The sequence below is a fragment of the Amycolatopsis dongchuanensis genome, from assembly GCF_039542405.1.
Classification (GTDB): domain Bacteria; phylum Actinomycetota; class Actinomycetes; order Mycobacteriales; family Pseudonocardiaceae; genus Amycolatopsis_E; species Amycolatopsis_E sacchari.
In genome coordinates this window covers 1-21,158 of the sequence record NZ_BAABIB010000054.1, presented here as the reverse complement: position 1 = coordinate 21,158, position 21,158 = coordinate 1, and the positions used below count along the sequence as shown (strand labels likewise).

General features: G+C 70.0%; 20 protein-coding genes. 7 read left to right on the top strand and 13 right to left on the bottom strand.

Translation table 11 applies throughout. The features are described 5' to 3' along the window. Positions 1–242: 242 nt before the first annotated feature. The 3 genes from ABFX51_RS11095 to ABFX51_RS39625 all read right to left on the bottom strand — a co-directional run bounded on the left by ABFX51_RS11095 (position 243) and on the right by ABFX51_RS39625 (position 3,033). A complete protein-coding gene (locus ABFX51_RS11095) occupies positions 243–1,523 on the bottom strand; it encodes an adenosylmethionine--8-amino-7-oxononanoate transaminase (protein WP_091516182.1) in 1,281 nt (426 codons plus the stop codon). 16 nt (positions 1,524–1,539) lie between these two features. Beyond that, positions 1,540–2,742, bottom strand: coding sequence for a cytochrome P450 family protein (locus ABFX51_RS11090; protein WP_346053668.1), 1,203 nt, complete (start codon positions 2,740–2,742; stop codon positions 1,540–1,542). Positions 2,743–2,814: 72 nt separating this feature from the next. Next, complete coding sequence (locus tag ABFX51_RS39625; RefSeq protein ID WP_425425891.1) at positions 2,815–3,033, bottom strand: SRPBCC domain-containing protein; 219 nt, start codon at positions 3,031–3,033, stop codon at positions 2,815–2,817. A gap of 185 nt (positions 3,034–3,218) precedes the next feature. On the opposite strand from ABFX51_RS39625, the gene ABFX51_RS11080 reads away from it, so the two are divergent. Beyond that, positions 3,219–3,836: a nucleoside/nucleotide kinase family protein gene (locus ABFX51_RS11080; RefSeq protein ID WP_091516085.1), complete on the top strand. Its 618-nt coding sequence runs from the start codon at positions 3,219–3,221 to the stop codon at positions 3,834–3,836. A 768-nt stretch (positions 3,837–4,604) separates the two neighbouring features. Here ABFX51_RS11080 and ABFX51_RS11075 read toward each other — a convergent pair. From ABFX51_RS11075 to ABFX51_RS11060, 4 genes are all read right to left on the bottom strand, one after another. After that, complete coding sequence (locus ABFX51_RS11075; protein ID WP_346053667.1) at positions 4,605–5,744, bottom strand: glycosyltransferase family 4 protein; 1,140 nt, start codon at positions 5,742–5,744, stop codon at positions 4,605–4,607. Between the two features lie 72 nt (positions 5,745–5,816). Further along, positions 5,817–6,869, bottom strand: coding sequence for a C40 family peptidase (locus tag ABFX51_RS11070; protein WP_346053666.1), 1,053 nt, complete (start codon positions 6,867–6,869; stop codon positions 5,817–5,819). A 452-nt stretch (positions 6,870–7,321) separates the two neighbouring features. Continuing rightward, a complete protein-coding gene (locus ABFX51_RS11065) occupies positions 7,322–7,537 on the bottom strand; it encodes a hypothetical protein (RefSeq protein ID WP_091517203.1) in 216 nt (71 codons plus the stop codon). Between the two features lie 84 nt (positions 7,538–7,621). Next, positions 7,622–8,995 carry an NYN domain-containing protein gene (locus ABFX51_RS11060; protein WP_177229032.1) on the bottom strand — a complete coding sequence of 458 codons (1,374 nt, stop codon included), beginning with the start codon at positions 8,993–8,995 and terminating at the stop codon, positions 7,622–7,624. A gap of 92 nt (positions 8,996–9,087) precedes the next feature. Between ABFX51_RS11060 and ABFX51_RS11055 the strand changes: the two genes are divergently transcribed. Both ABFX51_RS11055 and ABFX51_RS11050 read left to right on the top strand, forming a co-directional pair. Next, on the top strand, positions 9,088–10,797 hold the full coding sequence (locus ABFX51_RS11055) for a DEDD exonuclease domain-containing protein (protein WP_346053665.1): 1,710 nt from the start codon (positions 9,088–9,090) through the stop codon (positions 10,795–10,797). A gap of 48 nt (positions 10,798–10,845) precedes the next feature. Continuing rightward, the gene (locus ABFX51_RS11050; RefSeq protein WP_091517201.1) at positions 10,846–11,127 is read left to right on the top strand and encodes an Lrp/AsnC family transcriptional regulator; all 282 of its coding nucleotides are present in this window, start codon (positions 10,846–10,848) and stop codon (positions 11,125–11,127) included. 52 nt (positions 11,128–11,179) lie between these two features. On the opposite strand, the gene qcrB is transcribed toward ABFX51_RS11050, so the two are convergent. Genes qcrB through ctaE form a run of 4 tightly spaced genes read right to left on the bottom strand, consistent with a single transcriptional unit; the run spans position 11,180 to position 15,474 of the window. Then, positions 11,180–12,850: a cytochrome bc1 complex cytochrome b subunit gene (gene qcrB / locus ABFX51_RS11045; RefSeq protein ID WP_346053664.1), complete on the bottom strand. Its 1,671-nt coding sequence runs from the start codon at positions 12,848–12,850 to the stop codon at positions 11,180–11,182. Further along, a complete protein-coding gene (qcrA, locus tag ABFX51_RS11040) occupies positions 12,847–13,983 on the bottom strand; it encodes a cytochrome bc1 complex Rieske iron-sulfur subunit (protein WP_346053663.1) in 1,137 nt (378 codons plus the stop codon). The genes qcrB and qcrA overlap by 4 nt, the downstream gene beginning before the upstream one ends. Further along, positions 13,980–14,798 carry a cytochrome bc1 complex diheme cytochrome c subunit gene (qcrC, locus tag ABFX51_RS11035; RefSeq protein WP_091517198.1) on the bottom strand — a complete coding sequence of 273 codons (819 nt, stop codon included), beginning with the start codon at positions 14,796–14,798 and terminating at the stop codon, positions 13,980–13,982. Before qcrC ends, qcrA begins: the two co-directional genes overlap by 4 nt. A 46-nt stretch (positions 14,799–14,844) precedes the next feature. Continuing rightward, the gene (gene ctaE, locus ABFX51_RS11030; protein WP_091517197.1) at positions 14,845–15,474 is read right to left on the bottom strand and encodes an aa3-type cytochrome oxidase subunit III; all 630 of its coding nucleotides are present in this window, start codon (positions 15,472–15,474) and stop codon (positions 14,845–14,847) included. A gap of 84 nt (positions 15,475–15,558) precedes the next feature. Here ctaE and ABFX51_RS11025 point away from each other — a divergent pair, with 84 nt between their 5' ends. From ABFX51_RS11025 to trpD, 3 genes are all read left to right on the top strand, one after another. Further along, the gene (locus ABFX51_RS11025) at positions 15,559–15,972 is read left to right on the top strand and encodes a hypothetical protein (RefSeq protein WP_346053662.1); all 414 of its coding nucleotides are present in this window, start codon (positions 15,559–15,561) and stop codon (positions 15,970–15,972) included. A 61-nt stretch (positions 15,973–16,033) separates the two neighbouring features. Then, a complete protein-coding gene (locus ABFX51_RS11020; protein WP_091517195.1) occupies positions 16,034–16,444 on the top strand; it encodes a response regulator in 411 nt (136 codons plus the stop codon). Positions 16,445–16,451: 7 nt separating this feature from the next. After that, a complete protein-coding gene (trpD, locus tag ABFX51_RS11015; protein ID WP_346053661.1) occupies positions 16,452–17,483 on the top strand; it encodes an anthranilate phosphoribosyltransferase in 1,032 nt (343 codons plus the stop codon). A 65-nt stretch (positions 17,484–17,548) separates the two neighbouring features. On the opposite strand, the gene ABFX51_RS11010 is transcribed toward trpD, so the two are convergent. Both ABFX51_RS11010 and ctaC read right to left on the bottom strand, forming a co-directional pair. Further along, positions 17,549–17,968 (bottom strand): cytochrome c oxidase subunit 4, encoded by a 420-nt coding sequence (locus ABFX51_RS11010; RefSeq protein ID WP_091517193.1) that lies wholly within the window; start codon positions 17,966–17,968, stop codon positions 17,549–17,551. A 31-nt stretch (positions 17,969–17,999) separates the two neighbouring features. Beyond that, a complete protein-coding gene (gene ctaC / locus ABFX51_RS11005; RefSeq protein WP_091517192.1) occupies positions 18,000–18,896 on the bottom strand; it encodes an aa3-type cytochrome oxidase subunit II in 897 nt (298 codons plus the stop codon). Positions 18,897–19,046: 150 nt separating this feature from the next. Between ctaC and asnB the strand changes: the two genes are divergently transcribed. Continuing rightward, entirely contained in the window at positions 19,047–20,981 is a 1,935-nt protein-coding gene (asnB, locus tag ABFX51_RS11000) for an asparagine synthase (glutamine-hydrolyzing) (protein WP_091517191.1), read from the top strand. The last annotated feature ends 177 nt before the right edge of the window (positions 20,982–21,158 follow it).

The following is a 21,158-nucleotide window of genomic DNA, read 5'->3' as shown; positions in this document are numbered from 1 at the left end:
CCCCAGTGACCGCCGGTGATCCACAGATACCGAAATCCGGCCGGTTTGTCCGATATGCAAAGAAACTCTCACGTTTTGTTCACAGCGGGTGGTGACTGGCTAACCTCGCCGAAACAAGCCATGGGTGCGCGCCCGCTCACTCAGGAGCGTGCGAACGGGCAGTTGTTCGCACGCTGCGTGATCAGCCGCGAGTCGGTGCGCGCCGTCACACCCGTTCTAGTGAACTTTCCCCGTACCGTCGGTCAGGCGGCGGCCGCGACCGCCGTCATGGCTTCGGCGATGGTCCGGACCTCGGCGTCCGTGCAGACGAACGGCGGCATGGCGTAGACGAGGTCGCGGAACGGGCGCAGCCACACTCCGCAGTCGGTCGCCACTTTCGTGGCCGCCGCCATGTCCACCTCGTGGTCCAGCTGCACGACCCCGATCGCCCCGAGCACGCGCACGTCGGCCACGCCCGGCACCTCGCGCGCGGCCGCCAGGCCGTCGCGCAACGCGGATTCGATCCGCCGCACCGAACCCCGCCAGTCCTGGCTCAGCAGCAGGTCGATCGAGGCGTTCGCGACCGCGGAGGTGAGCGGGTTGCCCATGAACGTCGGGCCGTGCGCGAGCACCGGCACCTCGCCGCGCGAGATCCCGTCGGCCACGCGGGGCGTGCACAGGGCGGCCGCCATGCTGAGGTAGCCGCCGGTGAGCGCCTTGCCGAGGCACAGCACGTCCGGCGTGACCTCGGCGTGTTCGGCCGCGAACAACCGGCCGGTGCGGCCGAAACCCGTCGCGATCTCGTCGAAGACCAGCAGCACGTCGTGGCGTTCGGTCAGCTCGCGCAGCACGCGCAGGTAGCCGGGCGCGTGGAACCGCATCCCGCCCGCGCCCTGCACGACGGGCTCGACGATGACGCACGCCAGCTCGTCCGCGTGCTCCTCGATCGCCTGCGCGAGAGTGTCCACATAGGACGGATTGAGCGGCGCGCCGAAACCGGCGGGCGGCTCCGGCACGAACACCTGCTCCGGCAGGACCCCGCGCCACAGCGAGTGCATGCCGCCGTCGGGGTCGCACACGCTCATCGGGTGGAAGGTGTCGCCGTGGTAGCCGCCGCGCCACGTGAGCATCCGGCGCTTCTCCCCGCGCCCCAGCGAACGCCAGTACTGCAGGCACATCTTGACCGCGACCTCGACGGACACCGAACCGGAGTCGCACAGGAAGACGTGCTCCAGCCCCGGCGGGGTCAGCTCGGCCAGCTTCGTGGCGAGCCGGATCGCGGGCTCGTGGGTCAGCCCGCCGAACATGACGTGGCTCATCCGCCCGGCCTGTTCGGCGAGCGCGGCGTCCAGCACCGGGTGCCGGTAGCCGTGGATCGCCGCCCACCACGACGACATGCCGTCGATCAGCTCGCGCCCGTCGGCGAGCCGCAGCCGCACCCCCGACGCCCCGGTCACGAGCAGTGGCGCGACGCGGCCCGGCATCGGGCCGTACGGGTGCCACACGTGCCGGGCGTCGAGGGCGAGCAGCTCCGCGGGGTCCATGCCCCGCACCCTAGCTTCAGGCCAGCCGCACCGGGAGCGTCTCCAGCCCGCGCATCAGCGTGCTGTCCCGCCAGCGCAGCTGCTCCGGCTGCCCGTCCAGCTCGATCGTGCCGAAGCGGGACAGCAGCTCGCGGAGCGCGATCTCGGCCTCGATGCGGGCCAGCGGGGCGCCGAGGCAGTAGTGGATGCCGTGCCCGAAGGCCAGGTGCCCGCCCGCCGGGCGCGTCACGTCGAGGCTGTCGGCGTCGGCGAACCTCTCGCCGTCGCGGTTGGCCGCCAGCAGCGAGACCATGACGAACTGGTCCGCCGGGATCAGGACGTCACCCACCTGCACCGGCTCGGTCGTGACGCGCAGGGTCGCGATGTTGACCGGCCCCTCGAACCGCAGGAACTCCTCGACGGCGTTGGGCAGCAGCGACGGGTCCTCACGCAGCAGCGAGAGCTGATCGGGCCGGTCGAGCAGGGCCCGCACCCCGTTGCCGATGAGGTTCACGGTGGTCTCGTGCCCGGCGACGAGCAGCAGGAACGCCATCGACACGAGTTCGACCTCGGACAGCTGGTCACCGGCTTCGGACACGTGCACCAGGTCGGACAGCAGGTCCTCGGTCGGGTTCGCGCGCTTGGCGGCGATGAGCTCCGTCAGGTACTTCGCGAGCGCGGCCGAGTGCTGCTGCAGCTGCGCGGGTTCGGAGGCGGAGACGACCGTGTTGGACCAGGCGCGGAAGTCGTCGCGGTCCGTGGTGGGGACGCCCAGCAGCTCGCAGATCACCGTGATCGGCAGCGGGAAGGCGTAGGCCTCCAGCAGGTCGACGCTGCCCGGCGCGGGGATGGCGGCGAGCAGTTCGTCGGCGATCTCCTCGATGCGCGGGCGCAGCCGGGACACCGTGCGGGCGGTGAACGCCTTGTTCACGAGCTTGCGCAGGCGCGTGTGGTCGGGCGGGTCCATGTTGAGCATGTGCGCCGCAAGCGAGGACGTGAAGGTGCTCTCCGCGCCGGAGGCCGCCTCGAAGAGCCGTCGCATGCGCGTGTTGTCCTTGCTCAGCCGCGGGTCGGCGAGGACCGCCTTCGCGTCGGCGTAGCTCGTGACCAGCCACGCGTTGAGCCCGCGGCGCATGATCACCGGGCGGACCGGCGCCTCGGACCTCAGCTGCTCGTAGAGCGCGTGGGGGTCCCGCGTGAAGTCCGTGTCGAGCCGGATCGGTTCGTCGAGCACGCGCATACCTTCTGTCGCCTTCCCACTCGGTGCCGTGACGACGGGACAACGAGCAACGGTGCTCGAAGGTGCCCGGTCTCAGGTTTTTCCGAGCGTTTCACCGATGCGCTCCACGACGTCCGTCCAGTACGCCCGTTGGCGCGCGCGTTCCCCGACGTCCGCCAACCGCTCCTGGTGGAAGCGCAGGGTGGTTTTCCCGCCCGTGGTGCGCACGGTGACCTGGACGGTCGAGTCGTGCTCCCAGTCCGGCGGCCGCCACGTCAGCCTGATGCGGTCGAGGCTGTGGTAGCTGCGCACCTCTCCGGCGATGCCCGTCCCGGTGCGGTAGCGCGCGCCGCGTTCGGTCGGCAGCGTGACGCCGGGGCCGAGCCAGATCGCCGTACCTGCCAGCCGGCGTCCGCCGTCCTGCCCACTTCGCTGGTCATGGGTTCATTCTGGCGGTGGGGTACGACAGTTCCGGGCTTGGAGGAGAATCGGAGATCATGAGGTACCGCCCGATCTCCTTCGACCGGCTCGCCACCGAACTGGCCGAACGGATCCTCGCGCTGCCGGGCACCCCGTGGGTGCGGGTGGCGGTCGACGGCGCGCTGGACACTCCCCTGCTGGCCGACGCGCTCGTGGATCCCTTGCGCGTCAGCGGCAGGCCGGTGCTACGAGTGTCCACAGTGGACTTCCTGCGCCCGGCGTCGCTGCGGTTCGAGAAGGGCAAACAGGACGCGGAAGCCCGTTACTTCGACTGGCTCGACGAGGGCGCGTTGCGGCGCGAGGTCCTCAACCCGCTCTCGCCAGGGGGAAGCGGAATGGTGCTGCCCGCGTTGTGGGACGCGGAGCGGGACAGGGCAACACGCCTGGACCGGGTCGAGTTGCCACCGGGCGGCGTGGTCATCGTCGACGGGGAGTTGTTGCTGGGGCGGGGGCTGCCCTTCGAGCTGGCCGTCCACCTGTCCATCTCACCCAGCGCCCTGCGACGGCGGTTGCCGGAGGAGGAGCAATGGGCCCTCCCGGCCTTCGCCCGCTACGAGGAGGAGGTCGACCCGGCAACGGTCGCCGATGTCGTGGTGCGGGCGGATGATCCGAAGCACCCAGCCGTAGCGGCGTGAGGAAGCAGCGGAACGGAAGCGGCCACACACAACCGCCACCCGGCAACGCGAACGCGAGCGGCCACACCGCCCACACCCACCCCCGCCCCGATCCCCAGCCGCACTTACGGCCGATCCGCCGGGTCAAGAGTGGGCGAAGCCCATCCCGAAGGGACGCCGAAGGCGCTCTTGACGCGACGGATCGGCCGTGAACACTCAAAGATCGGGGCGGGGGTGGGGCCGCTCAAGCAGGGCGCGCAGCGCCCGGGAGACCCCGTGCCCGACTTGACCAGCGAGGAAGCCGGTCCAAAGATCAAAAGAATGCCTCGCCGGCGGGCAATACCGCTAAGTTTAGGCGAGTTTCCGCAGCTCAGAGGCGTTTGGAGGCGTCGCCCACAGAGCGGTCACACCCCGACAGAACAGTTGCCTCAATTGAAGATTCCCCTCAACCGCAACGGCGACTGTCTCAAGTGGAGAACCGCCTAACCGGCGGGAACGACTGAACAGAGCCTCCGGTAACGCCCTGACCAGGTAAAACGTACTAACTTAGCGGTATTGGCCGGCGGGCAGGCTCCAGGATGATGGGGCCCAAAGGGATCTCACCTTTGGGTGGGTGGTCGAGTTGAGTGATCATCCCGTCGCCTGCGGTTTGTGCATATCACTTTGACCCAGGGCCGCAAGCTTGGCAAGGCAAGCGCGAGTCTCGAAAAAGGTTGCGGCTGCCCCTCAAAGTGATCGACCGGTTTCAGGCGACGGGATGATCACCCAACTCTCGGGTTGTGCTGGGGCTTACGCCCCCGCCAGAAGCCCCTTCAGCCTTGTCGCCAGGTCTTCCCACTTCCAGTTCTCGCTGACCCACTCGCGGCCCGCCTGGCCCATTTTCCTTGCGCGCGTGGGATCTCCGAGGAGCGAGGCGAGGGTTTCGGCCAGCTGCAGCACGTCCCGGCCGTCGACGACGTGGCCCGTCACCTCGTCCAGCACCGTTTCCGGCGCACCGCCCGAACGGCCCGCGATCACCGGCAGACCCGTCGCCGACGCCTCCAGGTACACGATCCCCAGGCCTTCGACGTCCAGACCTTTGCCACGCGTCCTCGCCGGCATCGCGAACACGTCGCCCGCCGCGTAGTGCGCGGGGAGTTCCGGCCACGGTACCGAACCGGTGAAGACCACGTCCTCGGCGACGTCCAGTTCCCGTGCCATCCGCTCGAGCTGCTTGCGGTACGGACCACCGCCGACGATCAACAGTGCCACGTCCGGGACGCGCCTGCGCAGCTCCGGCATGGTCCGCACCAGTGTGTCCTGCCCCTTGCGCGGCACGAGCCTCGACACGCACACGACCGTCGGCCGGTCGCCGAGTCCGTGCCGGGCGCGGATCTCCTGCCGCGCACCCTCGTCGGGGCGGAACAGCTCGACGTCCACACCGGACGGCAGGTGCTCCAGCCCCGCCAACGGCCCGAACGCCGACGCGAAACGGCTGCGCGTGTACTTGCTGACATACGTGACGACGTCCGTCGTGTCGCCGATGCGCCGCAGCGCTTGCCGGGCCCCGGGGAGCATCGACCAGCCGACCTCGTGCCCGTGCGTGCTCGCCACGATCCGCCGGGCACCGGCCGAACGCAGCGCACTCGACAGCAGGGCCAGGGGCGCGGCGGCACCGAACCACACCGACTCGCACTCCCGGCTGCGCAGGATTTCCTTGGCGCGCCGCAGGACATCGGGGGTGGGCAGCATCAGCGACGTCGGGTGCCGGACCACTTCGAACGGTGCGGCCGCGTCCCACTCCGGGTGCGAACCGGACGACCCGTGCCAAGAAGGCGCGTAGACGACGAGGTCCTCGGGTGGCAACCGCCGGGCCAGCGAATCGAGGTAGTTCTGGATCCCCCCGGGCCGCGGCGGGAAGTCGTTGGTCACCAACAGGGTCCGGGGCACGGCAAGCAGCGTACCGAAAGCAGTGGGGGCGGCACCGCGCGCACGGTACCGCCCCCTGGGGAATGGCCTGGATCAGTAGGCGACCCGGCGCGCTCCCGAATAGTCGTTCTGCAGCGGCGAGATCTTCACGACGTCACCGGTGTCGGGCGCGTGCACCATCTTGCCGTCACCGATGTAGATGCCGACGTGGTGCACCGGCGATCCGAAGAACACCAGGTCACCGACCTGCAGCTCGGACCGCGGCACGGCCTTGCCGAAGGTCGACTGCGCGGAGCTGGTCCTCGGCAGCGAAATGCCGGCCTTGCCGTACGCGTACTGCGTCAGCCCGGAGCAGTCGAACGTGGACGGACCGGTCGCGCCCCACACGTAGGCGCTGCCGCGCTTGCCGAGCGCCACGTTGACCGCCGTCTGCGCGGCCGACGTCGGCGCGGGCAGGCCGGGGGCGGCACCACCGGTGTCGCTCTGCGCGGCCTTGTCGGCGGCCGTGAGCCGGCTGCTCAGCTGGCGCAGCTGGTCCAGCTGCGCCTGGAGCGCGGCGGCCCGGGCGTTGAGGTCGTTGAGCAGCTGCGCCGACTGGTCGGTGGCGGCCTGAGCGCGGTTGCGCGCGTCCGTCGCCTGCGCGGAGGCGGCCGCGGCCGCGTTCACCGCGTCCAGGTAGCTCTGCATCGCCCGGTTCTTGTCCTCGGCCAGCACGGCCAGCGCGGAGGAGCGGTCGAGGAAGTCCTGCGCCGAGGTGCCGGTCAGCAGCGCCGACATCCGGCTCATCTGCGCACCGCTGACGAACGAGGCGTCGGCGAACTGGTCCACGACGACCTGGAACTTCGCCGCCTCGGCCTGCGCGGCCTGCAGCCGCTGGTTGGCGGCGGCGAGGTCGCCGTTCGCCTTGGCGAGGTCGGCCTGCTTGGCGTTGTAGTCGTCCTGGGCCTTGAGCTTGTCCTCGTTGAGCTTTTCGGCCTCCTGCGCCGCAGCCCGGTACTGGGCCAGCGCGTCGGCGGAATTGGTGGGGGGATTCTGGGGGGCGGGGAGGGTGATCGCGCCTGCGGGGGTTCCCACGCTGACGACGGTGATCACCGCCGCGGCCGCGAGTGCTCCTGCGACCACGCGCTTGATCGGTTGCGACTGCACGCCGCGCGTGTCTCCTTTGCGCTCGGCCGCCTACCGGTCACCGCACGCAGAGGTCGGGGGCCCTCTGCTCACCGGAGCGGGCGGAGTCACGCTTCCGGCGAACGGCATACCCATCGCGACGGCGGGCGTCCAGGCACAGGGGTGTCCCCACCTGGGTCCTGCCAGCGCGGTGGTTCCGGCACAGCTCCCCGACAAAGCTGTTTCGGCGGCAATCTCGCGGTGCTGTCGCGGGGGTGCAACGGCTGCCTGCCGCGAGATCTCGGTCAGGTTACGAAAGAGCCGGGCCGCCGTCCAGCAGGTGCCGGGTAAAAACTCTCCGTAGCGCACCCGAATCCCGTTCGGACCAGCGCTGACTCGTCGAGTGTGACCAAGGTAACAATCGCTGCCGAAACGACTACTGACCGTTCACCGTCGGAATCGACCGTTTGTCGCTTCCGAGCGATGCGGGGAACTCAGGCCGCACGCTCCTGGGACCGGCCGGCCATCGGCACGTGCCGCAGCCGGGGAATCAGCCCGCCCTCGGCGAGCGCGTCGATGGCCCGCAATTCCTCCTCGTCCCATTCCACGGTGGGAGGTGCGTTCAACAGCACGCTGACCGCGCAGTCCGCGCAGCCCACGCCCCGCACGACGCAGCGGCCACAGTCGATGATCACGGTGTTGTCCTGCATGTTCGTGCCTCCTCGCGACCTGTTCCGGTCTGTCGGGAAACACGGTAGGGACACCCACCGACAATTTTCGGCGCGCGCGGAAAGTCAGACGCGGCCCAATCGCGTGAGCAACACCGCCGAGGCGACCGGATGCGCACCCGAACGCCTGGTCGAATCGGCGACCGCGCGATCGGATGTCGCGACCACCAGCGGCCGCCCGGACGGCTCGGCGGTGACCAGCGCGCGGATGACGTCGTCGGCCAGCACCCCGGGATCGGAGAACAGCACCCGGACGCCCCTGGTCGTGGTGGCCGGCACGGACAGCACGCCCGCCCCGTCGAACACGACCGTCACCTCGGCCCCGGTCCGGGACGCGAGCGCGCCGAGCTGCTGGACCAGCCGGTTGCGCTGGTCGGCAAGGGGCAGCTCCGGATAGCCGGTCTTGGTGACGTTGTAGCCGTCCACGATCAGGTGCACGCTCGGCAGCGCCAGCAACCGGTCGAGCACCCCGGGATCACGCACCTGGGCTCCGTTCCCGGGCGACGAGGACGCCCCGCGCACCAGGTCGGCGGGGCGGCGCGTGCTCGAGCCGAGCGACAGCTCCCGCCGCAGCCCGGAAACCGCGCCCTCGATGGTGTCGACCAGCAGCGCCAGCCGGACCTCGTCGGCGTCCCTCGCCTCCCGCGCCGACTGCCGCGCGATCTCGGCGTCGGCGACGGCCCGCTCGGCCCGCGCCCGTTCGGTCGCGACCCGCTGCCGCTCCCGTTCGAGCTGCGCGGTCAACGCGGCGATCTCGGCGTCCTTGCGCTTGCCGTCCTCCGCTACCCCGGCCTGCGCCGCCTCGGCCGCGTCCCTGGCCTGCCGCAGCAGCACGCCCTGCTCCCGCAGCCGCCCGCGCAACCGGTTCAGCTCGTCCTCACGCTCGCGCCGCGCCGCCTCGACGGCTTCCAGCGCCTGCGCCAGCTCCTCCCGGGTGCGGGCAAGCTCGGCCTCCAGCTTCTGACCGCGTGCCACCGCGGCATCTCGCTCCGCGCGCAACGCCGTTTCGGCCGCGTTCTTCGCGACGAGCCGCACGCGGGAAGTCGCGCTCGACTCGCCGAGCAGGATGGCCGCCGTCGCGGCGACCACGGAGTCCTCGTCGTTGGGGTTCAGCGCGTCCTGGCGGTGCTCCCGCACCCACTCCAGCACGGCGGTGCGGAAGGCGGTCGAATCCTGCAGCGTGCTCAGCAACGCCGTCGCGCCCAGCTTGGCGCGCTTGGCGGGGGCGAACTTCGCGACCGGCCGCAGCTGCTGCGGCACGTCGACCCTGGGCATCTTCCCGAGGGCTTCGGCGGCGAGCTCGGCGAGTCTGGCGCGGACGGGTTCCGGCAGCTCGCGCCAGGCGAAAGGCGGTGCCGGTTCCGCCTCCGGCCGCTGGTCAGCGACGGAGGCGCGAAGACCGGGGTCTTCGGGCTCTTCGGCGTGCACTGAGGGCGGCATCCGTCCAGGGTAGTCGCTCCCACACGAAGATCTCTCGTCGTGGGAGGTGCGGTCGCCCGGAATTGTCGGTGCCGTTACCTAGGGTGCCGATCATGCCTGCCGCCACCGACCAGCTGACCTTCGACGAGCTGGGCACCCCGCTGAGGGACACCACGTTCGTCGTGTTCGACCTCGAAACCACGGGCACCAAGCCCGGCCCGAACGGGATCACCGAGATCGGCGCGGTCAAGGTGCGGGGCGGCGAGGTGCTCGGTGAGTTCGCCACGCTGGTCAACCCGGGCATGCCCATCCCGCCCCAGATCGTCGCCCTGACGGGCATCACGGGCGCGATGGTCTACGACGCGCCCCCGATCGAACGCGTGCTGCCGGCGTTCCTGGAGTTCGCCGCCGGGGCGGTGCTCGTCGCGCACAACGCGCCCTTCGACACCGGTTTCCTGCGTGCCGCGTGCGCGGGGCACGGCTACGCGTGGCCGAAGCCCGCGGTGGTGTGCACGGTCCGGCTCGCGCGCCGCGTGCTGACCCGCCAGGACACCCCCAGCTTCCGGCTCTCCGCGCTCGCCGCGTTGTTCGGTTCGCGGGTCACGCCCAACCACCGCGCGCTGGAGGACGCCCGCGCCACCGTGGACGTGCTGCACGCGCTGCTCGAACGCGTCGGCTCGGTGGGGGTGCACTCGCTGGAGGAGCTGCTCGACTACCTCCCCGAGGTGACGCCGCAGCAGCGGCGCAAACGCGGTATGGCCGCGCACCTGCCCGAGCGGCCCGGCGTGTACCTGTTCCGCGGCCCGAACGAGGAGGTGCTCTACGTCGGCACGGCGGGCAACCTGCGGCGCCGCGTGCGCACGTACTTCACGGGCTCCGAGAGCCGGGGGCGCATCCGCGAGATGGTCGCGCTGGCGCAGCGGGTGGACGGCATCGAGTGCTCGCACGCACTGGAGGCGCAGGTGCGGGAGCTGCGGCTGCTGGCGGCGCACCGCCCGGCGTACAACCGCCGCTCGAAGAACCCGCGCAAGTCGTGGTGGGTGACGCTGACGGACGAGGCGTTCCCCCGGTTGTCGGTGGTGCGCCTGCCCAAGGACGGCGCGCTGGGCCCGTTCAACTCGCAGCAGACGGCGAAGCTGGCCGCCGACGTCCTCGCGAGCGCCACGGGGCTGCGCACCTGCACCCAGCGCATCTCGGCGGTCTCCCCGTCCGGCAGGCCGTGCGCGCTCGCCGAGCTGGGCCGCTGCGGAGCGCCCTGTGCGGGCCGTCAGAGCACCGTGGACTACCTCCCCTCGGTCCGGGCCGTCACCCGGCTGATCGGCGGTGAGGACGCCGCTCCGCTGCACTCCGCGCGGCGCCAGCTCGACGAGCTGTCCACGGCGCAGCACTACGAGCAGGCGGCCCGCCGCCGGGACGAGCTGGCGGTGCTGGTCCGGGCCGTCGCGCGGGCGCACCGGCTGTCGGCGCTGGCCGCCATCCCCGAGCTCGTCGCCGCCGCGCCCGATGGCAACTACGGCTGGGAGTTCGCGGTGATCCGGTACGGCCGCCTCGCGTCCGCGGGCGTCGCCCGGCGCGGGGTGCCGCCGATGCCCGTGGTGGACGCGCTGGTCGCCGCCGCGGAGACGGTCACCCCCGGGCCGGGGCCGCTGTCCGGCGCACCGGCCGAAGAGGTCGGTCTCCTGCTGCGCTGGCTCACCCGCCCCGGCGTCCGTCTGGTGCGCACAGCGGTCCCCTGGGCCGAACCAGCCCACGGCGCGGGAGGCTGGGAGGAGTGGCTGGCCCGCGCCTCGACGGCGACGGCACTGGAGCAAGCGGCGAGCTGAGCGGCGGGGCTACGATCGCGGCGGACCGAACCCCTGAGGAGGACTGACGTGATCACCGCGATCGTGCTCATTCACGCCGTGGCGGACAGCATTCCCGAGACCGCGCAGGCGATCGCGGACATCGACGGCGTGTCCGAGGTGTACTCGTGCGCGGGCGACGTCGACCTGATCGCGATGGTGCGGGTGCACACGCACGAGGAGCTGGCCGACCTGATCCCCGCGAAGATCGGCCGCGTGCCCGGCGTCGTGGACACCGACACGCACATCGCGTTCCGCTCCTACTCCACCGCCGACACCGAGTCCGCGTTCGCCCTCGGCGCCGACGACTGAAAACACCGAAGGGCCGGTTCCCCTTCCGGGAAACCGGCCCTTCGCCGTGTTCTTACTGGTCCGGCGTCTTCCAGCCCGCCGGGACCTCCTCCTCGGAGGGCACCCCGTTGCCGCCGTGACCGTTGCCGTGCGCGTTCGCCTTCGCCCGCTCCAGCGCCGCGACCTCGTCGGCCGGGTCCGGGGCGAGCAGCGTGCCGGGCACCGGACGGCCCGCGGCACCGAGCTTGTTCATCTTCTTCGGCACCGGCGCGCCCTGGTACTCCAGCGGGATCGCGTGGCCGTGGTCGTCCACCCCGCCCAGCGGCTGGTGGATCTCGATGAACTCACCGTGCGGCAGGCGCTTGATGATGCCCGTCTCGATGCCGTGCTCCAGCACCTCGCGGTCGGCCCGCTGCAGGCCCAGGCAGATCCGGTAGGTGATGAAGTACGCCAGCGGTGGCACCACCAGCAGCCCGATGCGGCCGGCCCACGTGGTCGCGTTGAGCGAGATGTTGAACTGGTAGGCGATGATGTCGTTGAAGCCGGACAGCTCCAGCACCATGAAGAAGCTCAGCGCCATCATGCCGATGCTCGTGCGTACCGGTGCGTCCCGCGGGCGCTGCAACAGGTTGTGGTGCGCGGTGTCGCCGGAGAGCTTGCGCTCGATCATCGGGTACGCGATGAGCAGGCCGAACAGGATCGGCATGCCGACCGCACCCGCGAAGAACACCGCGGGCACCGTGTAGTTGCCCAGGTACAGCTCCCACGCCGGGTAGACACGCAGGATGCCGTCCGCCCAGGCGAGGTACCAGTCCGGCTGCGAGCCCGCCGACACCTGCGAGGCGTTGTACGGGCCGATCTGCCAGATCGGGTTGATCTGGAAGATCCCGGCCATCAGGGCGAGCACACCGGTGACCATCGCGAAGAACGCGCCGCCCTTGAGGGCGAACACCGGCATGATGCGCACGCCGACGACGTTCGTCTCCTTGCGCCGCACCCCGGGGAACTGCGTGTGCTTCTGGTACCAGACCAGTGCCAGGTGGACGCCGACGAGCGCGAGCATGATGCCCGGCAGCAGCAGGATGTGCAGCGAGTACATCCGCGGCACGATCACGTCACCGGGGAACTCGCCGCCGAACAGCGCCCAGTGCAGCCAGGTGCCCATGATCGGCACCGACAGCACGATGCCCGACAGGGTCGCGCGGATACCGGTACCGGACAGCAGGTCGTCCGGCAGCGAGTAGCCGAAGAAGCCCTCGAACATGCCCAGGATCAGCAGCAGCGCGCCGATCACCCAGTTCGCCTCACGGGGACGGCGGAACGCTCCGGTGAAGAAGATCCGGAACATGTGCGCCATCATCGCGGCGACGAACACCAGCGCGGCCCAGTGGTGCAGCTGCCGCACGAACAGCCCGCCGCGGACGTCGAAGGAGATGTCCAGCGTCGTCGCGAACGCCCGCGACATCTCCACGCCCTGCAGCCCCTGGTAGCTGCCGTGGTAGGTGGTCTCCGCCATCGACGGGTCGAAGAACAGCGTCAGGTACACGCCCGACGCGATCAGGATGATGAAGCTGTACAGCGCCAGCTCACCCAGCAGGAACGACCAGTGCGTCGGGAACACCTTGTTGAGCTGGTGCCGCAGCCCCTTGGCCAGGTGGTACCGCTGGTCCATGTTCGTCGCGGCCTCGTTGGCCTGCTTCTGGAGCATGCTCGAGCCCCGCGTGGGCGTGGTGAGTGAACTCATGACTTGCGCTCCCAGAAAGCAGGACCGATGGGCTCGATGAAGTCGCTGCGGGCGACCAGGTAGCCCTGCGCGTCCACCGTGATCGGCAGCTGCGGCAGCGCGCGCGTGGCCGGCCCGAAGATGGGCTTGCCGTACTCGAGCGCGTTGAACTGCGACTGGTGGCACGGGCACAGGATGCGGTTGGTGCGCTGCTCGAACAGCGAAGCCGGGCAGCCGACGTGCGTGCAGACCTTGCTGTAGGCGTAGTACTCGCCGAAGTTGAAGTCCTCCTGGCCCTTGCGCTTGATCACGCGCGCCGCGTCCTCCGGGCGGAGGCGGATGAGCATGACCGGCGTGTCGGACCGGACGAACGTCTCGGCGAGCCGCTCCGGGTCGTTGCGCTCGGACTCGTGGAACGGGAACACCGTCTCCATGCCGCCCGCGTCGAGGTCCTCGGGGCGGACCAGGTCGATCGTGTGCGAGTCACCGGTGTAGCGGCGCAGGTACACGGGCTCGCCCGGGTACTCCGGCGCCCACGGGGTGTGCCAGAGCGTGTCCTCCGGCTTGCCCTTCCACGGGCTCTTGATGAACGACGCCACCGGCAGCGCGACGACACCGAGACCGAGGGCACCGCCCGCGAGGCCCACGGTGCGCTTGACGAGCGACCGGCGGCCGATCGTGCTGCGCGAGCCCGCGTCCTCGAGCTGGGCGACGATGGTCTTCTTGTCGATCTCCGCCGAGCCTTCGCCCGCGCCGTCGTTGCGCTCCTGCACCGCGAGCTCGTTCGGGACGAACCGCTTGGTGTAGAGGATCACGCCGATCCCGAGGCCGAGGATCGTCAGCCCGAGGGTGATGCCCAGCATCGGCGTGTAGAGCGAGTAGAGGAACGTGCCGCTCTCGCCCGGCGCCTTGTACTGCCAGGGCCACCAGATCAGGGAGACCACGAAACCGAGCCCGGCAAGGCCGGCGATGGTGAACCACAGCGCGACCATGCGCTCGGCGCGCTTCTCCGCGCGCGTGCCCTTGACCGGCCACGGCTCGGGGTAGTCGACCAGCTCGACGCCGTCCAGCCGCGTGCCCAGCTTGACCAGCTGGTCGCGGTCCATCTCGGCGAGTTCCGCGTCGGAAGGCAGGTTCTGTCCTTCGCTGCTCATGCCCTCGATCCAATCCACAGGGTGACGCCGATCAGCGCGCCGATACCCACTACCCACGCGATCACGGCTTCGGAGGCCGGGCCGAACCCGCCCAGCGGGTTACCACCGGGGCTGTTCTGGCCGTCCGACACCGACTTGACGTAGGCGATGATGTCCTTCTTCTCGTCCGGCGTGAGCTCCCGGTCGGAGAACTTCGGCATGTTCTGCGGGCCGGTCAGCATCGCCGTGTAGATCTGGTCCTCGGTCGCCGGGTCCAGGTTCGGCGCGTACTTGCCCGCCGACAGGGCGCCGCCGCGACCGGTGAAGTTGTGGCAGGACGCGCAGTTGAGCCGGAACAGCTCGCTGCCGCGCGCCGGGTCGGGGCCGCGCAGGGCCGCGCCGGTCTCGGCGGGCCGCTCCGGGCCGCCGCCGTTGGCCTGGATGTAGGCGCCGACCGCGTCGATCTCCTCGGGGCTCAGCTTCGGCGGCTTGCGCTCGGCCTGCGCCTCCTGGCGCACCATCGGCATCCGGCCGGAGGAGGTCTGGAAGTACACCGCCGCGTCGCCGACGCCGATCAGGCTCGGGCCGCGGTCCTGCACACCCTGCAGGTTCGCGCCGTGGCAGGTGATGCAGGTGTTGTTGTAGACCTGCTGGCCCAGCCGCAGCTGCGCCGGGTCCTCCTGCGCCTGCGCGGTCTGCGCCTTGGGCACGAAGACCGCGTAGACGGCGCCGGCCCCGATCAACGCGACACCCAGCGCGAGCAGGCCGGCGATGCGCCTGCGCAGCTTGGTGCGCGCGCGGAAGCGGCGCTCGGAGGATTTCTTCGTGGTGGTCATCTTGCGGCAACCCTTGCTGTTCGAAGTCCGGGGACGGGCTGTGCGGTCAGGGGATGATGTAGATAACCGCGAACAGGCCGACCCACACGATGTCGACGAAGTGCCAGTAGTAGGACACGACGATCGCGGAGGTGGCCTGCGCGGGCGTGAACTTGCTCAGCTTCGTCCGGATGAGCAGGAACACGAACGCGATGAGCCCGCCCATCACGTGCAGCCCGTGGAAGCCGGTGGCGAGGAAGAAGACGGTGCCCCAGGCGCCGGACGGGATGGTCACGCCCTCGTTCACGAGGCTGATGTACTCGCCGGCCTGACCGCCGATGAAGATCGCCCCCATGATCAACGTCAGCACGTACCAGCGGCGCAGCCCGTAGACGTCCCCGCGCTCGGCGGCGAACACGCCGAGCTGGCAGGTGAACGACGACGCCACCAGGATGATGGTGAAGGGCAGCGCGTACGGGATGTCGAGGTGGATGGGCTCGCCGGTCGACTCGAGGATCGGCGGCCAGTGGCCGCTCGAGTTCTGCGCCTTGACCGTGAAGAACATCGCGAACAGCCCGGCGAAGAACATGAGCTCGCTGGAGAGCCAAACGATGGTGCCGACGCTGACCATGTTCGGCCGGTTCAGCGAGTGCACCCGCTGGCTGATGTTGGGAGCTGCCGTTGTCACGAGTCGCATTATGTCCTCCTGCGGTGAGGCCTGCCCGGTCGGGTCGCCACGCGGGTTGGTCACATCGACGAACGCGGAGGGTGAGGATCAGACGTGAGTTTGCTCGATCGGGTGCGTGACCTGCTGAGAAGGAACTCCGAACCCCAGCTGACCACGGACGAGCCCGGACTGCCGGTGGTGGTGGAGGCGTTCGACGCGGCCGAAGCGGATTCGGCGGTGCTGGCGAGATCACACCTTTGGGACGAGGGAAAACCGGCCGTGCTGCGGCATCACCTGACGTTGCCGGCGGGCCGGGTCGCGGAGGCGGAACGGGTCCTCGCCCAGGATGGGTGGGAATTACGCACCGTGTCCGAATCGGACGGTGTCGCCACGCTGCACGCGCTGCGGGTCCAGCACCTCGACGCGCTGCACTGCGCGCAGGAGCGCTCCCGCATGGCGGGGCTGGCCGCCCGGCTGGGCGGCGACGCGCTGGGCTGGGACGCGCTGCAGCGGCCAGGGGCTGGGTGAGCGCGCCCGCGGGGACTACGATTCCGTTCATCACCACTGCGACGAGGCCGGAGGCTTGAACGTGACCGAGCAGCCGATGAGGATCCTGGTGTTCAGCCACCGGGCGGAAGTCCGCGAGTCGATCATCACCGCCGTCGGCCGCAGGCCGGCCACGGACCTGGGCCGCGTGGACTACGTCGAGGCGGCCGGGATCGCCGACGTGCTGGCCGAGATGGACGAGGGCGCGGTCGACCTGGCGATCCTGGACGGCGAGGCCCAGCCGACCGGTGGCATCGGGCTGTGCCGCCAGCTGAAGAACGAGATCCCCGACTGCCCGCCGATCGTGGTCGCGGTGCGCCGCAAGGACGACCGGTGGCTGGCGACGTGGTCGCAGGCCGACGCCGTCCTCGTGCACCCGCTCGACCCCCTCACCGCCGCGGAGACCGTCGCGGACGTGCTGCGGGCCCAGCGGGTCCCGGCCGTGCGCGCGTGATCGCCAGATGACCGTTCAGCAGCACTCCTGGCCCGCGCTGCTCACCCGGCTCATCGACCGGGCGGACCTGTCCGAGGAGGACACCGCCTGGGCGATGGACCAGGTGATGTCCGGCGAGGCCACGCTCGCGCAGATCGGCGGTTTCGCCGTGGCGCTGCGCGCGAAGGGCGAGACGCCCGAGGAGATCTCCGGCATGGCGAGCGCGATGCTCGCGCACGCCCGGCGGGTGCACGTCGAGGCCAGGGCCGTCGACATCGTCGGCACGGGTGGCGACCGCTCGGGTTCGGTGAACATCTCCACGATGGCCGCGCTGGTCGTGGCCGCCGCCGGCGTGCCGGTGGTGAAGCACGGCAACCGCGCGGCGTCCTCGAAGTCCGGCGCGGCCGACGTGCTGGAGGCGCTCGGCGTGGCGATCGACCTGCCGCCGGAGGGCGTGCAGCGCTGCGTCGCCGAGCTGGGCATCGGGTTCTGCTTCGCGCCCGTGTTCCACCCGGCGTTCCGGCACGCGGGCCCGGCGCGCAGCCAGCTGGGCGTGCCCACGACGTTCAACCTGCTCGGCCCGCTGACCAACCCCGCGCAGCCGGGCGCGGGCCTGATCGGCTGCGCCTACGCCGACCGCAGTGAGCTGCTGGCCCGCGTGTTCGCGCGGCGCGGCGCGTCGGTGCTGGTCGTGCGGGGTGACGACGGGCTGGACGAGATCACGACCACCACCACGAGCACGGTGTGGGTGGTGCGCGAGGGCCAGGTGCACGAGGAGCGCTTCGACCCGGAGTCGCTGGGCGTTCCGCGTGCCACGGCCGAGGACCTGCGCGGCGGTGACGCGGCGGCGAACGCTGAAGTCGTGCGCGAACTGGTGGCGGGCAAGACGGGCCCGGTGCGGGACGCGGTGCTGCTCAACGCGGCGGGCGCGCTCGCCGCGCACGCGGGGTTCTCCGGCTCGCTGGTGGACGACCTGCGGGCCGCGCTGACCAGGGCCGCCGAGGCCGTCGACTCCGGTGCGGCCGCCGACCTGCTGACGCGCTGGGCCGCCTTCCGCTGAAGCCCCCGGACACGAGAAAAGGGCGCTTCCCCGTTGGGGAGGCGCCCTTTTCGCGTCGGCAGGACTTATTCGTGGTTGGGGCCCGTGTGGTACTCGAACACCAGGCCGCCGACCGTGATCAGCAGCAGCACGACCGCGATGACCAGCAGCCAGATGTGGAAGAACGCCAGCGCCAGGCCCGCCGTGGCGGCGGAACCGGCCAGCGCGATCGGCCAGTAGCTGCCCGGGCTGAAGAAGCCCAGCTCACCGGCGCCGTCGCTGATCTCGGCGTCCTCGCGGTCCTCGGGGCGCGCCTCGATGCGGCGCGCCACGAACCGCAGGTAGCTGCCGGCGATGAACGACAGGCCACCGGTCAGGATCAGGGCGACCAGCCCGACCGGCTCGACGCCGAACCCGCTCCAGTAGTACGTGGTCACGCCGTAGACGATCGCGATGAAGAAGGCGAACGCCGTGACGAGATCGAAAATCCTGGCTTCGACCCTCATGAAGCTGTCCTCACTCCTGGTGTCCGGCGCGTCAGCGGATGGTGCGGTCGGTGTTGAACGGCTTGGTGCTCACCGCCTGCGGGGAGCACAGCTCGCCGCAGTTCATCGCGCCAAGGGCCTCGGCCGCGGTGTTGGGCGCACCGGTCGCGGGGTTGACCTGCGTCCGCAGCTGGATGTACTGCCGGTACAGGTTGTCCGGCAGCGCGCGGACCTCGAAGTTCATCATCGCGTGGTAGGTGCCGCACAGCTCGGCGCAACGGCCCACGAACGAACCGGGCCGGTCGATCGTGTTCTGGAACGACGAGTCCTGGTTGTTCTTCTCCGGGTACGGGAAGACGTCGCGCTTGAAGTGGAACTCCGGCACCCAGAACGAGTGGATGACGTCGGTCGAGCGCAGGTTGTACTGGATGGTCTTGCCGACGGGCAGCACCAGCAGCGGGATCTCGCTCGAGCTGCCGACCGTGCGGATGACCTGCCCGTTGGCGTCCTTGGCCTCGTTCGGGTAGTCGAACTCCCAGTTCCACTGGAAGGCCGTGACGTTGACGGTCACGTCCGGGTCCGGCTTCTTGTCGAGCACGTTGCTCTCGGTGGTGGCGGTGAAGAAGAACAGCACGCAGACCATCACCAGCGGCGTGATGACGCAGAAGAGCTCCAGCGGCACGTTGTACTGGAACTGGCGCGGCAGCTCGGTCGGGTCCTGGTTCTTCTTCTTGCGGTGGAACGCAGACGACCAGAAGATCAGACCCCACACGATGACGCCGACGACGAGCGCGGCGAGCACGGACCAGGTCCACAGCCAGCGCATCTTGTCGGCCTGCTCCGTGACCCCCACCGGCCAGCCGAAGCGCAACACCTCGTCACCGGAGCACCCGGTCGCCAGCAGGGCCACGAGCCCGGCCAGTGCGGCGACCTTACCGACCCTCTTCAACCCAGGCCTCCTCAAGTTCTCACCCGACAGCCGGAGCCTAGCTGAGTTGCCAGGTTCCGCTTGGCAAGGGGTAACCGTTCGTGGCCGGTCCACGCGGCATACTTGGCGTCTCCTAGTCCTCGATGTCGACCAAAAGGTGTGTGAGTAGACGTGTGCGGCCTGCTCGGACTGGTCTGTCCCAGTGAGAACGAAGCGGCGAAGGCCCGCGACGCGGTCGGGGCGGCCCTGCGCTGCCAACGGCACCGCGGCCCGGACGAGACCGACACCTGGGCGGACGCCGAGGTCGTCTACGGGTTCAACCGGCTCGCGTTCATCGACGTCGAGCACGCCCACCAGCCGCTGGTGTGGGGGCCGCCGGAGGCGCCGGAGCGCTACACGCTGAACTTCAACGGCGAGATCTACAACTACCGCGAGCTGCGCGAACAGCTGGTCGCGGAGCACGGTGCGAAGTTCGCCACAGAAGGCGACGGCGAGGCGATCGTCGCCGCCATCCACTACTGGGGCCGTGGCGCGGTGAGCCGCTTGCGCGGGATGTTCGCTTTCCTGCTGTGGGACGCGCAGGAGAAGGTGCTGCACGGCGCCCGCGACCCGTTCGGCATCAAGCCGCTGTACTACTCGGCCGGGCCCGGTGGCGTGGCGTTCTCCAGTGAGAAGAAGAGCCTGCTGGAGCTGACCGACGTGCTCGGGGTGGGTGAGGAACTCGACACCAAGGCGCTGCAGCACTACCTGACGCTGCAGTACGTGCCAGAGCCCGAGTCGCTGCACACGGGCATCCGGCGCATCGAGTCGGGCACCTCGTTCACCATCTCCCCCGGTGGGGAGCTCAAGCAGGAGCGCTACTTCTTCCCGGAGTTCGCGGCGCGTCCCGTGCACACGGACGGCGAGGCGAAGGAGCTGCACCAGCGCATCGCCGATGTGATGCGCGACTCGGTCCGCAAGCACATGATCGCCGACCCCGACATCACGGTCGGCGCGTTCCTGTCGGGCGGCATCGACTCGACGGCGATCGCGGCGCTGGCGAAGGAGCAGAACCCGAACCTGATCGCGTTCACGACGGGGTTCGAGCGCGAGGGCTACTCCGAGGTGGACGTGGCGGCCGAGTCCGCGGCGGCGATCGGGGTGAAGCACGTCGTCCGCACGGTCACGGCGGACGAGATGATGGACGTGCTGCCGCTCATCGTCTGGTACCTGGACGACCCGGTGGCCGACCCGGCACTCGTGCCGCTGTGGTTCATCGCCCGCGAGGCGCGCAAGCACGTGAAGGCGGTGCTGTCCGGCGAGGGCTCGGACGAGCTGTTCGGCGGCTACACGATCTACAAGGAGCCCATCTCGCTGGCGCCGTTCGAGAAGGTGCCGGGCGGGGTGCGCAAGCTGCTGGGCAAGGTGTCGGAGCGCATCCCGGAGGGCACACGCGGCAAGGACCTGCTGCGGCGCGGGGCGCTCACGATGGAGGAGCGTTATTACGGAAACGCCCGCATCTTCCGCGATGACCAGTTGCGGCGGGTGCTGCGGACCTATGTGGACGGTGTCGGGCACCGGGACGTCACCGCGGAGCACTACCGCACCTCGGCGGGCTGGGACCCGGTCGCGCGCATGCAGCACGTGGACCTGTTCACGTGGCTGCGCGGGGACATCCTGGTCAAGGCGGACAAGATGACGATGGCGAACTCGCTGGAACTGCGGGTCCCGTTCCTCGACTCCGAGGTGTTCAAGGTCGCCGCGAGCATCCCGCTCGACCAGAAGGTGACGAAGGAGACCACGAAGTACGCCCTGCGCCGCGCGCTCGACGGCATCGTCCCCGCGCACGTGCTCAACCGGCGCAAACTGGGCTTCCCGGTGCCCATCAAGCACTGGCTGCGCGCGGAGATGTACGACTGGGCCCGCGGCATCGTGAACGATTCGAAGACGGATGCCTTGCTGGACAAGCCCGCGGTGCTGCGGATGCTGGAGGAACACCGCGCGGGCACGCTGGACCACAGCCGCCGCATCTGGGCGCTGATCGTGTTCATGCTGTGGCACGGGATCTTCATCGAGCACCGCATCAAGCCGGAGATCCCGGAACCGGTCTACCCGGTGAAGATCTGAGGGGCTTTTTGAAGCCCCAGAGAGTTGGGTGATCATCCCGTCGCCTGATACCGGTGGATCACTTTGAGCCAGGGCCGCAACCTTTTTCGAGACCGGCGGTTGTCATGCCAGGCTTGCGGCTCTGGGTCAAAGTGATATGCACAAACCGCAGGCGACGGGATGATCACTCAACTCGAC

Excerpts from the sequence above, each read along its gene's own strand:
- ABFX51_RS11095 (WP_091516182.1), bottom strand. The coding sequence starts at position 1,523 with ATGGACCCCGCGGAGCTGCTCGCCCTCGACGCCCGGCACGTGTGGCAC.
- ABFX51_RS11090 (WP_346053668.1), bottom strand. The coding sequence starts at position 2,742 with ATGCGCGTGCTCGACGAACCGATCCGGCTCGACACGGACTTCACGCGG.
- ABFX51_RS11080 (WP_091516085.1), top strand. The coding sequence starts at position 3,219 with ATGAGGTACCGCCCGATCTCCTTCGACCGGCTCGCCACCGAACTGGCC.
- ABFX51_RS11065 (WP_091517203.1), bottom strand. The coding sequence starts at position 7,537 with ATGCAGGACAACACCGTGATCATCGACTGTGGCCGCTGCGTCGTGCGG.
- ABFX51_RS11060 (WP_177229032.1), bottom strand. The coding sequence starts at position 8,995 with ATGCCGCCCTCAGTGCACGCCGAAGAGCCCGAAGACCCCGGTCTTCGC.
- ABFX51_RS11055 (WP_346053665.1), top strand. The coding sequence starts at position 9,088 with ATGCCTGCCGCCACCGACCAGCTGACCTTCGACGAGCTGGGCACCCCG.
- qcrB (WP_346053664.1), bottom strand. The coding sequence starts at position 12,850 with ATGAGTTCACTCACCACGCCCACGCGGGGCTCGAGCATGCTCCAGAAG.
- qcrA (WP_346053663.1), bottom strand. The coding sequence starts at position 13,983 with ATGAGCAGCGAAGGACAGAACCTGCCTTCCGACGCGGAACTCGCCGAG.
- qcrC (WP_091517198.1), bottom strand. The coding sequence starts at position 14,798 with ATGACCACCACGAAGAAATCCTCCGAGCGCCGCTTCCGCGCGCGCACC.
- ctaE (WP_091517197.1), bottom strand. The coding sequence starts at position 15,474 with ATGCGACTCGTGACAACGGCAGCTCCCAACATCAGCCAGCGGGTGCAC.
- trpD (WP_346053661.1), top strand. The coding sequence starts at position 16,452 with ATGACCGTTCAGCAGCACTCCTGGCCCGCGCTGCTCACCCGGCTCATC.
- ABFX51_RS11010 (WP_091517193.1), bottom strand. The coding sequence starts at position 17,968 with ATGAGGGTCGAAGCCAGGATTTTCGATCTCGTCACGGCGTTCGCCTTC.